The organism is Paenibacillus sp. GSMTC-2017 (genome assembly GCF_016019935.1).
In the GTDB taxonomy this organism is placed as follows: domain Bacteria; phylum Bacillota; class Bacilli; order Paenibacillales; family Paenibacillaceae; genus Pristimantibacillus.
In genome coordinates, this window is record NZ_JAECMT010000003.1 from 692,957 (window position 1) to 708,410 (window position 15,454).

Here is a 15,454-nt window from a genome sequence, read left to right on the forward strand (position 1 = left end):
GGAGGTGCTTAAGATGACAACGGGGCTGCTCGAAGTCGTGAATGTTAGTAGAACGTTCCATTCCGACACTGGAGATGTACATGTACTGTCGGGACTGTCACTTACGGTGAAACAAGGTGAAATTGTTTCGATAATTGGGCCAAGTGGATGTGGTAAAAGTACGTTGCTAAAAATTGTCGCAGGACTGGATTTAGAAATTGAAGGCCAAGTGTTTCTGGAAGGTGAGCTTGTTACGAAACCTTCAGAGCAAAAGGGATTTATATTTCAAGAACATCGACTGTTCCCATGGCTGAATGTGGAGCGAAACATCGCAGCAGACCTTTCATTAAAAAATTCGAATGTAAGAAGTAGGGTATATGCTTTAATTAAACTAGTTAAGCTACAAGGATTCGAACGTGCGTATCCAAAACAACTTTCGGGAGGGATGTCTCAGCGTGTTGCTATCGCTAGAGCGTTGCTTCGTAATCCAAAAGTACTGCTGCTCGATGAGCCGTTTGGTGCATTGGACGCTTTTACTCGTAGTCACATGCAAGATGCACTTTTGGATATATGGAGAGAGAACAAAACTACGATGTTATTCGTGACACACGATATAGATGAAGCGTTATTTTTATCTCATCGTGTTGTCGTTTTGGATGCAAACATAGGTGGTATAAGAACGATATTGCCAGTTGACCTGCCGATGCCTCGCAAAAGAACAGGAAGTGCATTCCAAGAACTAAGAATGCACTTGTTGCGTGCGTTAGTAAATGAAACTCCAGACAAACACTCGTGGGAAATTTAAATCATCCAACTGAGAAAGGACGGATAGGATGAAATATGCCAAAACAGAGCGGCTACAAGGCTTTAGTTTAAACAGAAACAAGAAGACGGATGCACAACAATTAGCTATAAGGCAAGGTAAAATAAGTTCATTCAAAGGACGAAGGCTTATTATGGGCAGTTTGCTACCCGTAGTTGTCGTCGCTGGGTGGCAATGGGTAAGTGGGACAGGTATCGTAAACGCACAGCTTTTTCCTCCACCATCCGCAATTGCCGCAGAGTTTTACCAAATGATACTCTCGGGCGAGTTATTTCATCATTTGGAAATTAGTGTTTTACGCGCAATATTTGGTTTCTTATTGGGAGGCAGTTTGGGGTTAATTGTTGGGTTGACTGTAGGCATGTTTAGGAGAGCAGAAGAAGTAATTGATCCAACGGTGCAAATGATTCGTACTGTTCCACTACTTGCGATAACGCCGCTGTTTATTCTTTGGTTCGGATTCGGTGAGTTATCAAAAGTTTTGCTTATTGCTTTAGGCGCATTTTTCCCTCTATATGTGAACACCTTCCTCGGTGTTCGAAACGTAGATGCAAAGCTGTTTGATGTAGCGCGAGTACTGGAGTTTAGCCGAGCTAAGCAGATGCTACATCTCGTACTGCCTGCTGCTATGCCGAATGTATTGCTCGGTTTAAGGTTATCGATCAGTGTAGCTTGGCTGGTTCTCGTTGTTGCAGAACTTATGGGAGCGGATCGAGGCGTCGGTTATCTGATTCAGGATGCACGCTCCTTTATGCGAACCGAGGTTGTTTTTATTGGTATCCTTTTATTTGCTGTAGTAGGTAAATTAACTGACTCTCTCGTTCGATTATTAGAGAAACGGCTATTGAAATGGCAAGATAGCTACAAAGGATAAACAATAAGTTGGCACTCTCATTGCTATTTGAAGCGATGGGTGAGGTCGACTTTTTCTTTTTTTACAACAAAATGGTTTCGACAAAAACAGTAGCATTTTGCTCAATAATGGCGCATCGAATCGACATGTTCTACTCCAACACTCAAGTATAATAAAAAGATATTTCCAAGAACTTGAGGAGGATGTTGCTTTGAAAATCATTTTATTGTCTGGTGGATCTGGAAGACGAGTATGGCCTTTATCCGACAATAGTATTCCTAAGCAGTATCTCTCTGTGTTGGATGGACCAGAAGGAAAGCCAGAGTCGATGATTGAACGGTTATGGAGGCAACTAGGCAATGCTGACCTGCTTGAAGGAACTAGCATTGCAACTTGCACAGATCAAGTAGGGTTCATTAAAAGACAATTAGGTAATAATGTACCGCTACTCGTAGAGCCGATGCAAAGAGGAACTTTTTCTACTGCTGCACTTATGGGAGCATATCTCTATACTGTTGCAGGTGTATCTTTAAATGAGACTATTATTGTACTTCCTGTTGATATATATGTTGAAGCAAACTTTTACCACTGTATTCGTAGCTTACCCAAGCTTCTTAGAGAAAGTGATTCGGAACTTATGATGGTAGGCACGAAAGCAACACATCCTAGCCAGCAATACGGATATATCAGTCCAATCAACGATAGTGAATCCATCGAAACGAGCAGTTATGATTGGAAAGTAAAGGGGTATCACGAAAAACCTTGTGAGGCATTAGCAGAGCAATTTCTATCTGAGGGAGCGATGTGGAATAGCGGCGTATATGCTTTCAGCCTTGAGTTTTTGCTTTCGAAATTAACTGATGCCAAATTGCCAGTACATTATGAGGAACTTTACAAGCATTATAATAAGTTTCCTAAACTAAGTTTTGAGGAAGCGGTAATTAGTGATCCAACGGTTCATAAATCAGTGACATGTTACGAGGGATTATGGGTTAATTTAAACACATGGCTAACGATATCGGAAAGAATTGGAGTACAATAGTATTGTCGAATCACTGCATTCCAAATGTTTCCTAATTAGTATATAATAAAAAGGTTGCATATTTCTTGCGGAAATGAATAAAGGCAAATTGAAGGAGGCTTATTTAGTATGGATGAGATCATCGTCCGCTTACAGGATGTGACAAAGCGGATCGGTAAACGAACTATAATCGATCGATTAACACTTGATTTGCCGCGTGGTGAAGTTTTTGGATTTCTGGGACCTAATGGTGCAGGAAAAACAACGACCATTCGTATGATGGTAGGTCTAATGTCGTTGACCTCAGGTCAAATTCTGATTGATGGTCATAGCATTACGAAAGACTATGAAAAAGCGATTAGACATGTAGGAGCGATCGTAGAAAATCCTGAAATGTATAAATATTTAACCGGTTATCAAAATTTAATTCATTATGCTCGCATGATTCCTGGTGTTACGTCTCATCGGGTGAAAGAAGTTGTATCACTCGTCGGCTTGACGGGCAGAATTCACGATAAAGTAAAAACGTATTCGCTTGGTATGCGTCAACGGCTTGGCGTTGCGCAGGCTATTTTACATAATCCTAAACTTCTCATTCTTGATGAACCGACCAACGGGCTCGATCCAGCTGGTATGCGCGAGCTTCGAGACTATATTCGTAATTTGGCCAAAAATGAAGGAATCGCAGTATTCGTATCTAGTCATATGTTGTCCGAGATGGAGCTGATGTGTGATCGAGTTGCGATTATTCAAAATGGAAAGTTAATAGATGTCCGCCAAATCCAAGGGATGCGGGATACTTTGACTATAACAAGTATAATATTTGAAGTAAATAGTACAGAGGCTGCAATTGATGCGCTTGTTGCACTTGGGACAAATGCTGAAGTAGCGGGACCAAACCATATTGCATTTCAAGGTGATAAGGAGATGGCAGCGACTGTTAATGCTGCACTCGTTCAAGCAGGTTTAAAAGTGTATAGTATACGAGCCGAAGCGAAGTCGCTTGAAGATCAATTTTTGGAAGTGACAGGGGGCGAGAGTGTTGGCTGATTTCTTTAATCTCATTCAGAATGAAAATATGAAAATATATAGACGCCCAAGAACCTATATTATGATGGGGATAATGGTAGCGCTCGCCTTGATCGTTTCGATAATATGGTTGTCCGTTGCAAATGACAAACCTTCGATGTGGGAAGTTGTGCAACAAGAGTCATCGCTTTTGTTCATGCTTATAACGATATTTACGGTTATTGTCGCTGCAAGTATCGTAGCAGAAGAGTTTTCTGCGGGAACGATAAAGCTACTGCTTATAAGGCCATGGTCCAGATCCAAAATCCTTTTGTCTAAATATATTGCGACTGTGATGTTCGCTATTCTACTTGCTATTGTATTGCTCGCTAGCACATTATTAATTAACTGGATATGTTTTGATTTATTCAGTACGGCGGACACTACAAATGATTTTCGAATTTCAGAGGGATCTTCGAATTTTGGATATATCATACAATATTATGCATTGTCATTGGTTACTACAATTATGACTGTGACGATTGCGTTTATGATATCGACAATTTTCAGGAGCAACGGACTTGCCATCGGAATTTCACTGTTTCTTGTGTTAATCGTTAACAATATATTGTTTCTGCTTGGAGCTTTGCCATACAAATGGGTAGATTATTTGTTATTTGTTCATCTGTATTTAACGCCATATCTAGACAATATACCAATGCGTGAAGGCTCGACTCTAGGGTTTTCATTAATGGTTTTAGCAGGATATTATATATTGTTTATGGCAATTACTTGGTGGGTATTCAACAAAAGAGATGTAGCATCGTAATAACGGAAGTTCACATTTCTTTCACACACTCAAAAAATGGTCCCTGTTTTGTTCTCCTCATAGGAGACAATAACGGGGACCATTTATTTATTTTATAAACGACTGATCATCCCGCTTGACGGGACTTGGAGCGTGAGTCGTTTTTGGAGTCGCTTTTACTTTCATTTTTTGAATTGGAGCTAGAACCATCTACTGCAGTTTGGTTTTTGGATTCGGGCGATAGCTCCATTTTGCAACTGCCATTAATCATACCGCCATCTTGGACAATGAGAGCGTGAGCTGTTATATTACCTGTTAAGTGACCAGATGGGGTGATAATGAGTCTTCCTTTTGTTACAATGTCACCAAATAGCTTGCCAGCAACAGTAACGTCTTTGGCTGATATATTGGAGCGTGCGATACCACATTCACCAATAATAACATCACCGCGGCACTCAATATCTCCTCGGTATTCACCCTCGATACGTAGATTAGCTTCAGTGATTATCTTTCCCTCTGCAATCGTCCCTTGTCCGATTAAAGTATCAGTCGAGATAATCCGTTTGTTCTCCTTAAACATGAACGCAAACCTCCTTAGCATTGGCTTATGGATATGGGGTGAAAGACAGCCCCTATTGCCTGTCAGCTATGCTGCGCTAAATACTTTAAAGGATTGACAGGTTCGTTTTTTTGCATGATTTGAAAATGTAAGTGTGGCCCCGTACTTCTTCCGCTAGAGCCCAGCTGTCCGATTTTCTCTCCGCGCACGACGATGTCGCCTTCTCTAGCGTCAATTTTCTTTAAATGCATATAAGCGGTTTGGAGGCCTCCAAGATGTTCAATGATGACGTAATTTCCAAGCTGTGAATCAAATCCTACTTCGTTAACAGTACCGTCAGCAGCACTGAAAACAGCATCTCCACTATCACCGCTAATGTCGATACCAGCATGGAAGGTTGCTCTCCCTGTAAAAGGATCTTTCCTGTAACCAAAGCTAGATGTAAGCTGCTTTGAACGGGTTGGCCAATGTGACGGTATCGCATCAATGGTCATCCTCTTATGCTGTGCTTGCTTTAGCGTCTGCTCCATGGATACTTCCATAGAGTCAACCATCTCGTTAAGAGCTTGCAAATCGAGTGAAGTATGTTGTGCAAGTGAAGCAATTCCCATATTATTATTCGAAATAGAAGAATAAAGAGCGGGTTTTGCTCCTCTTGTACTGGTAGATAACGTTTGAACAAGGCCTCTGTGATCGTTCTCTGAAACAGAACTGGTTGTGCCAGTAACTGAGCCGCCATACTTCTCAATGAATAGCTTTAGCTTAACTTCCAATTGGCTAAGCTCATCCATCTTAACTTTCATCTCATTTGCTTGTTGCGATAATGCTAATAGTTCTTGCTGAAGAGAAACGATCGCATCATCCTTCCCGGCGATAACGAGATCCATTCCAGTAATCGTTTGTGTGAATTGTGCAGACTGGGAGGACAATTCCTCTTCAAGATGCTTCAGTTCAAAGGCAGCCTTCATTTGCAGGCCTGCTACACAGCCAGTCACTGCTAATATAGCTGCCACCGGCGCTACTAAAACTGATCGCTTTGATACAGAGAACTGCTTCACAGATTTATCAGCGCCGCGCATCACAACAAATGACCAAGTTGGTTTCCGCGCTCGTTTCACTAGTGTACTCCTTCCGGCCGATGTTATAGTCGTACAGAACGTTCTATGACTATTTATTCTCGGAAGGTATAAAACATACCTTAAACTTATTTCATTGAAGTAATAACAGCCTTCATTGGCTCAGTAAATGCAAAGTTTCGACCCTGAAATTGCTCAGGAGGAAGAGTTGCAAGTAGATCAATTCTTCGTTGAACCTCTTTAGTAATTTCGTCAATCCGTTCTTCATATTGTGCAGGCTTCGTATTATCACCTGCGGCTACTGCACTGCCATGTGCTAACGCGTAAGTAGTCATTGCACGTTCATAGGTTGTAATATCCCATGGGAATTTCACTAGCGTCTCTTCGATAACGGGCAAAGATTCTACAATCTGATTGTTTATATGAAGTAATTTAATTTGGTACTCGAAAATAGCTCTGCTGTAAGAATCCTTTTTTGCCGCTTCATTAACGGTTTCAATTGCAAGTGCTAATATTTTCGGATCTTTTGATTGTTCATAACCCTGCAGAAGCCAATTTACTTTCGTAACAGCATATGTAGTTTGGCTTGGAGCAATTTTCATCGACTTATCTAATCCAGCTAGCAACTGATTGAATGGAACTTGTTGCTTGCTTGCTTGATCAAGTGTTTGTGTGAAATTTGTAACTGCCCTGTTGTTTTGAATGGCGATAACAATTAAAACTAAGCTCATAATAATAAGTGACACAGGATATACTGATCTTCTCCATGATTGTGTAGTCAACTTGTTCAGACGATCAATTGTCAATTTCTCATGATAAGGTGCCAACATAGCTCCTAATGAGATGAATACAATAGCTGCAATATAGACATAGCTCATATCAAAGTCAATTGCGCTATGCATGAGTATAGTTAGAGACAAAATAAAAAATACTAAATGACTGCCTCTAAGCTCAGGATGGCGAATATGAGAGCGAATATATAAGAAATAGATGAATGCAATTAAGCCAAACAACGTTATAAATCCTACCCAACCGATTTCTACGAGAACCTGAACAAAGAAACTATGTGCTTGTCGGCTATTGTATGGGTTATTTTGATATTGTTCATAAATGGATTGCCATGCACCGCCCCCTGCTCCAAGAAGTGGATAGTCTTGCGAAGCACGAAGTCCGTCTTTATAAAACGTTAAACGCTCTAATACACTGTGCTGTTGTAAATTAATGTTGGCAATACGATCTGATAATTGTGCTGGTAACAAATCCCGAATTGCTGAACTACTAAACAAAAGAGTCATTAATAAGGTACTAACAATAACAATAGCTCCCGAAATGGAAAGAGATGACCATTTACGCTCTGCAAATTTCATTAATCTAGTTTCAACCCAACTATCTACTTTTGCATGGTATAGCCATGTAAATGCCAAAGTGATTAAGATGGCTGCGAATAGTAATCCCCAACTTTGTATAGCCAAACTGCTGAACATTGAAATTGTATCTGGAGCTTTTTCAGCGGTTGGTTGTACAATTTTTGCAATTTCAATTGTGTTTTCTGTCATTTTCCCAAGTACTAACATAGAAGCTAGAATGGAAATAGCGAGAAACGCCAAGTAAGCAATTTGTTTGGACAAGCGCAAAAATGGAATGATTAAAATAATAACCACTGGAATGATAACGATAGCTCCGCGTGAGAAAGTCATCATAAAAGATATCCAAATGGGAGCAAGCATTGCTGCATGAAACATTCGTGATCTAGTTGTCGAACTATGTACAGCATAATAGGCAGTAGCAAGGAACAAAGCGATTAGAAAACCTGCATATGCATTTGAGTATTGGAAAACAGATGATAAGCGATAGCCATCATGGGCAAGCCAAAGCGCGTCTTTAACGAAAATTTGTCCAAAAAGGTTGAATAGACCGAATAGGACAATGATAAAACCAGATAACATTATTCCAGATTCAATAATTGTTTGTGATAATTTTGTTTGAGCAGCGTATAGGCTGATAATAAATAAAGCTGCAAACATAGCATAAATGACGATAGTAAACTTGGCATTATAGCTAGAAACAGCATTAAATGAAGAAATCCAATAAAGTAGAGGCAATATTAGTATTAATATTGACAACAAGCTAGTGTAGCTATTTAACTGCCATTTACGGATGAAATAAAAGGCTACAATAATTAAAAGAATGAAAGAGTAGATGGATGCTGTATTTAATATTGGCTCAAAGCTAAATTCATAACCGTTAAACATCCCTCTATCATAAGGGAAAATTAGTAAAAACAATGCAATGCCGAGAGCACTGATAATAGAGATAAGAGGAGCCTCGGTTTTTTCAAGTGTGTTTCTTTTTGCAACTTTTTGTCGTGCACTCATTCATTTGAACTCCTAACGTCGTGGGATCTAGTATATGGTGTCGATTACTTTCTATATTTTATCAAATGGTTGGGAGGAATGCTATAAAAAAGGGAGTCTGTAGGGACTCCCTTTCGTTTAAACGAATTATTGTGTCAAAATTTGATAGATGATTTTAGCGGCTTCCGCACGTGTGAGATTTGCTTTTGGATCGAAATTACCATTTTGCTTACCCGAGAGGAGGCCTGCCTCTGCTGCAGCTTTTACATATTCACTTGCCCAATCAGAAATTTTATTTTGATCTTTAAATGTAACATTAATAGAATTCTGGCTTGAAAGGCTAGGGTTCTTTTCAATAAGTTTACCTATTATTACTGCCATCTCTTCGCGAGTAATGTTGTCGTTAGGACTGAATTTACCATCAGTACTTCCTTCAAGAAGACCAGCATTTTTAGCTGCTACAACGTAACCTGCATACCAGCTTGTAGGGTTAACATCTGAGAAGGTAGATTCTGTACTAACGTCAGATTCTAGTTCAAGTGTTCTACTAATGATCGCTGCAAATTGAGCACGTGTAATATTGCCAGACGGATTGAAGTTGTCTTTATCTATGCCTTCAAGAATATGTTTCGCTGTAAGTAATTTGATATAATCATGCGCCCATTGCTCGGAATTAACATCGTTAAAGCTCCTATTGTATTCTAGTACAGCGAGCGCTCCTGATTTGTAAACCTCAACTTCAATTTCACCTTTATCATTCAGCTTTCCACCAAGATACTCAAGTTTGCCATCCCCATTTATGGAGTAGACTCCCAAAAGGGCGGTATTAGTATCTTTTAACACGTTTAGAGTAAACTTAATTGGATTGCTCAAATCAGGTAAAGGTATAACTGTTCCAACCTTTGTAATAACAGCAACATTAAAGTTAATAGATGATCCAGCAGAATTTAAAATTGTGTTATTTGGTTTAGTTACTGTTGAAATTAGCTTAGTGGTACTGATATCTGAAAAGGGAGCTAATTCGATTGTAATTTGAGCATCTTTTAATTGTGCTTCAGTTAATTTCTCTTTAAATTTAGCAAGTTCGTCTGAAGGGAATTGTAAAGAGAATCCATTACCCTTTATTTCTAAAGAATTACTTCCTAGAAGCTCTGCTGCATTAATCGGCAGTTGGATCTTCTTAGTATCTTTAGCCAATTCAACGTTAACTTTACCGTCTATTGGTTTAGAGAGAGCATCTGCTGTTAGCAACTGTATACTTGTATCTACTTTTTCCACCGGAGGAACTCCGGGAGTAGATGGGAATAATGGGTTAGTTGTACCTGTATTGTTATTTGTTAGGGTGACATTGTAGAAAAACTTCATATTTACACTGTCAAAGTAAGGAGTATCCCTATACTCAGTAATATCTCTCAGGTAGTCACCATATTCAATAGAAGCAATATAATCACTACCAGCACTTGGCAAGCGTATTTCATTATTTGAACTAGTTGATGAAAGTTTCAACTCATAATTATTTAGTTTACTTAACGGCTGTTGGAATTCTAAAATAAATGAATCACTAGATCGTCTCCATGTATTAGTGACACTGGAGAAATTGTGTACGGGATGTACGGCGTTAACGTAAACACTGCTCGTAACACTTTTATTGATTAATTCAAAATCTGTTGATGCTGTAACAGATGGATGGTATTGTGCGGATTTAGTTGTTTCATAATTATATGGCAAGTTTACCTGTATGTAACGATGACTATCAGCCTCAGGGACAAAAGATAGTATTGAATCTCCTGCTTTTAGATAGCTGTCCCCTAGTTTGCCAGTGAATGATTCAGTACCTGACATTCGATATACATTTAGTGATACTGATTCATCATAATATCCGAAAAAACCATTATTTCCTTTAGTTATAACATTAGCAGTGTTATTTTCTGTAATTCGTATTTGAGATGGATCGTAATTTAATTGTTCTGAAAAGCTTAGAAAATGGTGGAAGATATTATTATCATCATAGCTATATTTGCCCATGTCAGATACATGCCTATTCTTTAATTCCTGATACTGATTATTTTCATCCAAGTACTCTACTTTTACTTTATCAGGATCAGCAACGTAAATTCCTCCAGAAAATTTCCCGTTATAATAATTAAATTCAAACATACTTGCCCCATAGCTAATAAGCGGCAAGAGCATTGATAACAACATAATCGTACATAATGAGATACTTAGTCTCATTTTCCATTCCTTAATCATTTTTATTCCTCCTAATTATAGTAAATCATCCTTTTAATATTTTAACAGAGTAATTATACTATTACTATTGATTTACTTATTAGTTCAGTAAATTTTATTGTAATAAGTAGTTTCTAATTTCTTTCAATAATTCACTATATTTCTTTTGTCTTGGAACTTTTGCAGAAGCTACTATAAGTTTATCTTCAGCGATTGAATAGTAATATTGCTTGTTATCGATGTTTCCAAGCCGGACATCATTTTTTGCAGACTCGTAAAGAATAGAGCTTGACCAGGGTAACAATTTTTCAGCATACTCTAGATTCTCTTTAGCAATAAGTAGGTTACCTTCCCTTGCTATTTCTATGCCTAGTGATTTCTTATTGTATCCCACGGCAAACCAAGTAAACATTACTACTAAAATAATCGAACTAATAGAAATAATGAATAACCAACGGGTATTGATCTGGATCATCATATTTTTATGATCTATTGAAAGGATTAGAAACAGCAACATCGTCATTATTAATGGATAGATCAAATCAAAATCAAAAGCAGCGTGGGATAGAATGACCGTAACAATTAAAATGATGACCTTTGTGTCAAAATGGTTAGTTGTTTTATTATTTTTAATGTTTTGAATTCCTTGCCAGAAAAAAAACACTATAAACAGTAGTCCACATAAACCTCCAATAATACCAACATCCAATATGACCTGAATGTAATGATTGTGAATGTACTTTACAAAATAATCTTGTGATTGATACAAATGTTGAAGAGCAGTCCATCCGCCCCCACCGGAACCTCCAATTAAAAAATCAGACATCATATGTATACTGTCTTTCCAATAAACTAATCGTATTTGAAATTCTGATGTATTAGTTTGAATCGAAGAGACGCGATTAACAAAAAATAAGAAGTCTTGTTTTATTAGCGCCGCAAAAATCAAGCTCAGTAAGTGGGTTCCAAATACATAAGCAAGGGCCTTTAGTTTGCGCAACTCCGGTGTAATAGCAATAAGCACAATCACTGATATTAACCAAAACACCCAAACAGATCTCGACATCGTTAGAAGTAATCCGACCGAGTTTATTGCTAGTAGAATTAGCGTAATATTCGACTTCGTTCTAGTATAATTTGACATGCTAATTAGAATATTTATGAGTAAAATAATCGCTAATGCATTTGCATATTGTATCGTAGACTCTAGTCTGCCATTTCTGGACATATCGAATAGACTGCCTACAATAACCATAAAGGCTCCGGTCCACGGCCAAAGTGATAGTATATGATTATATTTTCCCTTAGGAATCATTGTAATCATTAATGAAAGTGGAATCAGACTTGAAACTCTTGATGCCTCTAATATAGCTGCTTCGACATCAATAGCATAGAAACAAGATATCCAATACCATGAAACAAATAGGATGATAGGAATATGTAACATTGTTAAAATGAGTTCTTTTCTAATCCATATTAAAGCTAGAAATGCAGTAAATACGATAGCGTTCATTGTTAATAGAGTTGTATCCGTAACAAAGCCAGACCAAATGACACCTGATATGAAGAAGAATAGCATGAAATAGTAAGGAAAGGTTTTCGACATGAGCACGCTCCTGAGATTTCTAAATTAGGTAAGTTTCAAATAGTATTTTAACAGATGTAATGAAGCGACAGTGATTATTTAATGTTTGGAGCATAAGATGATCACATTCTCAGTTACGTAAGTTCTGACATGAGAATTAGGTATTCATGTAATCGATTGTTTGGTAAACTATAAGGGAAGATTCGACATTTTTATCGGGGGAATGGGTTTGGAAAATCATTCTATGGCGAATGATGCGTTAATTACAGTTAACTCATCTACATAAAGTCGAATCAATTTTTTATTACAATAATTATGCTAAATCTCAACCAATATATGGTAGTAATTTTGAAGAAATGACTAGTAGGTTATAAAGGGAATGTTTAGTAAATTATATCCTTTGGTTGCTCACATTATATAAATAGTTGATTGGAAGTGTTATAGTAGTGTAGGTAAATCGGAGGATATTAGTTTTATTACATGCATATTAATAAATTTTGCATGTTTAATAATATATATTTTTTAACTACATAGTAAGTGAAAGGGGATCGATTTAGATCATGAAAGGAATTATATTAGCGGGTGGTTCAGGCACTCGTTTATATCCAATAACGAAAGCAATATCAAAGCAAATTGTTCCTGTATACGATAAGCCAATGATCTATTATCCTTTGTCTGTACTGATGTTATCAGGCATACAAGATATTTTAATTATATCCACTCCACGAGATATCCTTACATTTAAAGAACTGTTTGGAAATGGAGAGCATCTTGGGTTGAAATTGAGTTACGCAGTACAAGAGTCTCCAAATGGATTAGCAGAGGCATTCATTATAGGAGAAGACTTTATTGGCGATGACTCTGTTTCATTAATTCTAGGAGATAATATTTTCTATGGTCAAAGTTTTGGTAGAGTATTAACAGAAGCTGCTCAATTAAAAGAAGGAGCAACTATTTTTGGTTACTTTGTGAAAAATCCACAAGCGTATGGTGTTATAGAATATGACGAATATGGAAAAGTTCTATCAATTGAAGAAAAACCGAAAGAACCTAAATCAAATTATGCGGTTCCTGGTTTGTATTTCTATGACAATAAAGTGGTAGAAATAGCGAAAAGTATTAAACCATCTGCACGTGGTGAATTAGAGATAACGGAAATCAACAATCAATATTTGCTTAGAGGCGAATTAAATGTAAAGTTGCTAGGTAGAGGCATGGCTTGGATGGATACTGGTACTCATGACACAATGCTTGAAGCAAGTAATTTTGTAGAAGCAGTACAAAAACGCCAAGGATTATACATAGCTTGTATTGAAGAGATAGCATTTAAGAAAAAATATATTACCAAAGATCAGTTACTCCAACTGGCGTCTCCATTATTAAAGACAGAATACGGAAACTATCTGGTTCAAATAGCAGAAGGATACTATTAATATCTGCAGGAGGTATAAATGGGACAATTTATATTCACAAAAACAGGAATAGAAGGTTTGACGATCATTGAACCAAAGGTGTTTGGAGATGATCGTGGATACTTTATGGAAACTTATAATTTTAATGACTTCTCTGCTGCAGGACTAGATATGAAGTTTGTCCAAGACAACCAATCGAAATCCAAAAAAGGTGTTTTAAGAGGATTACATTTCCAAACTCAACATGCACAAGGGAAGTTAGTGCGAGTATTATCAGGTACTGTATATGATGTTGCAGTTGATTTAAGAAAAGATTCTCCTACTTTTAAACAGTGGCATGGAGTTATGCTCACTGGAGAAAACAATAAGCAATTTTATGTGCCGGAAGGTTTTGCTCATGGTTTTCTAGTTTTATCAGAGGAAGCGGAATTTGTATATAAGTGTACTAATTTTTATTATCCAGAATTTGATTCCGGTGTAATGTGGAACGATCCTGATATCGGGATTGATTGGCCACTAGATGGAATAGAAGAAATCTTATTATCAGAAAAAGATAAAAATCAAAAAGCGCTCTCAGAATTATTTTGATTAAGACTTAATTCATTTTTCTTTACAATCAGGAGGTAGTTAAATAATGACTTCGGTAGAAGTGACAGACAAACAAGATACGATATTAATTACAGGCGGAGCAGGTTTTATTGGTAGTAATTTCGTGTTGTATATGCTTGATAAGTACCCAAATTATAAAATAGTGAATCTTGATGCTCTTACATACGCAGGTAATTTAAACAATCTTTCTACGGTGGAAAATAACAGTAATTACACATTTGTACATGGTGATATATGTGATAGAAGTCTAATTCAAAGTTTGTTTGATAAATACTCTCCTAAGTATGTCATTAACTTTGCTGCAGAATCGCATGTAGACAGAAGTATTTCAAATCCTCAATTATTTTTAGAAACGAATATTAGTGGCACACAAGTGCTATTAGACGCTTGTAAAAAGAACTGGATTGATGCTGGAATTTCTCAATCAGAAGTAAAGTTTTTGCAAGTGTCTACAGATGAAGTATATGGCTCACTGGGAGAAGAAGGTTATTTCACTGAATCAACACCGTTAGCTCCTAACAGCCCATATTCTGCAAGCAAAGCTTCAGCTGATATGTTTGTTAGAGCCTATAACGAAACTTATGGTTTAAATGTAAATATAACAAGATGCTCTAATAACTATGGACCGTTTCAATTCCCTGAGAAATTGATTCCCTTGATTATCTCTAATGCTTTGGCAGATAAAGATTTGCCTGTTTATGGTGACGGATTAAATATTAGAGATTGGCTTTATGTAGGTGACCATTGCAGTGCAATTGATGTTGTTCTCCATAATGGTAAATCTGGTGAAGTGTATAATGTTGGTGGATTTAACGAAAAAACTAATATTGATATAGTTAAAATCATCTTAAAAGAGCTTGGGAAGCCGGAGTCATTAATTAAATATGTAACAGATCGACTAGGCCATGATAAAAGATATGCAATCGATCCTACAAAGATAAAAGATGAACTTGGTTGGGAACCTACAGTTATGTTTGATGAAGGAATTAAATTGTCTATACAATGGTATTTAACAAACAAAGAATGGCTAGAGAATGTCCATAGTGGAGAGTATAGTAATAATAAATTTTAAAAGTGGATCTAAAATGAGTTATGATTAAATCCTAATTTCACATTGTAATTATTAGGAGTTTTGAAG

The 15,454-nt window shown here is 37.2% G+C and carries 13 protein-coding genes; 8 read left to right on the top strand and 5 right to left on the bottom strand.

The window, feature by feature from the left end; translation table 11 throughout:
- Window positions 1-13: 13 nt before the first annotated feature.
- The 5 genes from I6N90_RS15085 (at window position 14) to I6N90_RS15105 (ending at window position 4,513) form a co-directional block, all read left to right on the top strand.
- Entirely contained in the window at window positions 14-784 is a 771-nt protein-coding gene (locus tag I6N90_RS15085) for an ABC transporter ATP-binding protein (protein ID WP_197936418.1), read from the top strand.
- A gap of 28 nt (window positions 785-812) precedes the next feature.
- On the top strand, window positions 813-1,676 hold the full coding sequence (locus tag I6N90_RS15090) for an ABC transporter permease (RefSeq protein WP_197936419.1): 864 nt from the start codon (window positions 813-815) through the stop codon (window positions 1,674-1,676).
- A 190-nt stretch (window positions 1,677-1,866) separates the two neighbouring features.
- Window positions 1,867-2,697, top strand: a complete 831-nt coding sequence (locus I6N90_RS15095) for a sugar phosphate nucleotidyltransferase (RefSeq protein WP_197936420.1) — start codon at window positions 1,867-1,869, stop codon at window positions 2,695-2,697.
- A 108-nt stretch (window positions 2,698-2,805) separates the two neighbouring features.
- Window positions 2,806-3,726: an ABC transporter ATP-binding protein gene (locus I6N90_RS15100; protein ID WP_197936421.1), complete on the top strand. Its 921-nt coding sequence runs from the start codon at window positions 2,806-2,808 to the stop codon at window positions 3,724-3,726.
- A complete protein-coding gene (locus I6N90_RS15105; protein ID WP_332262459.1) occupies window positions 3,716-4,513 on the top strand; it encodes an ABC transporter permease in 798 nt (265 codons plus the stop codon). The genes I6N90_RS15100 and I6N90_RS15105 overlap by 11 nt, the downstream gene beginning before the upstream one ends.
- A 106-nt stretch (window positions 4,514-4,619) precedes the next feature.
- Here the strand turns inward: I6N90_RS15105 and I6N90_RS15110 are convergent, their stop codons facing one another.
- From I6N90_RS15110 to I6N90_RS15130, 5 genes are all read right to left on the bottom strand, one after another.
- Window positions 4,620-5,072, bottom strand: coding sequence for a bactofilin family protein (locus tag I6N90_RS15110; protein WP_197936423.1), 453 nt, complete (start codon window positions 5,070-5,072; stop codon window positions 4,620-4,622).
- Between the two features lie 62 nt (window positions 5,073-5,134).
- On the bottom strand, window positions 5,135-6,169 hold the full coding sequence (locus I6N90_RS25285) for a M23 family metallopeptidase (RefSeq protein WP_197936424.1): 1,035 nt from the start codon (window positions 6,167-6,169) through the stop codon (window positions 5,135-5,137).
- Between the two features lie 86 nt (window positions 6,170-6,255).
- The gene (locus I6N90_RS15120; protein ID WP_197936425.1) at window positions 6,256-8,502 is read right to left on the bottom strand and encodes an O-antigen ligase family protein; all 2,247 of its coding nucleotides are present in this window, start codon (window positions 8,500-8,502) and stop codon (window positions 6,256-6,258) included.
- Between the two features lie 126 nt (window positions 8,503-8,628).
- Window positions 8,629-10,731 (bottom strand): S-layer homology domain-containing protein, encoded by a 2,103-nt coding sequence (locus tag I6N90_RS15125; RefSeq protein ID WP_197936426.1) that lies wholly within the window; start codon window positions 10,729-10,731, stop codon window positions 8,629-8,631.
- Window positions 10,732-10,825: 94 nt separating this feature from the next.
- Window positions 10,826-12,316, bottom strand: a complete 1,491-nt coding sequence (locus I6N90_RS15130; RefSeq protein ID WP_197936427.1) for an O-antigen ligase family protein — start codon at window positions 12,314-12,316, stop codon at window positions 10,826-10,828.
- A 539-nt stretch (window positions 12,317-12,855) separates the two neighbouring features.
- Here I6N90_RS15130 and rfbA point away from each other — a divergent pair.
- Genes rfbA through rfbB form a run of 3 tightly spaced genes read left to right on the top strand, consistent with a single transcriptional unit; the run spans window position 12,856 to window position 15,388 of the window.
- A complete protein-coding gene (gene rfbA, locus I6N90_RS15135) occupies window positions 12,856-13,728 on the top strand; it encodes a glucose-1-phosphate thymidylyltransferase RfbA (protein ID WP_197936428.1) in 873 nt (290 codons plus the stop codon).
- Window positions 13,729-13,746: 18 nt separating this feature from the next.
- Window positions 13,747-14,295, top strand: coding sequence for a dTDP-4-dehydrorhamnose 3,5-epimerase (gene rfbC / locus I6N90_RS15140; RefSeq protein WP_197936429.1), 549 nt, complete (start codon window positions 13,747-13,749; stop codon window positions 14,293-14,295).
- A 46-nt stretch (window positions 14,296-14,341) separates the two neighbouring features.
- On the top strand, window positions 14,342-15,388 hold the full coding sequence (gene rfbB, locus I6N90_RS15145) for a dTDP-glucose 4,6-dehydratase (protein ID WP_197936430.1): 1,047 nt from the start codon (window positions 14,342-14,344) through the stop codon (window positions 15,386-15,388).
- The last annotated feature ends 66 nt before the right edge of the window (window positions 15,389-15,454 follow it).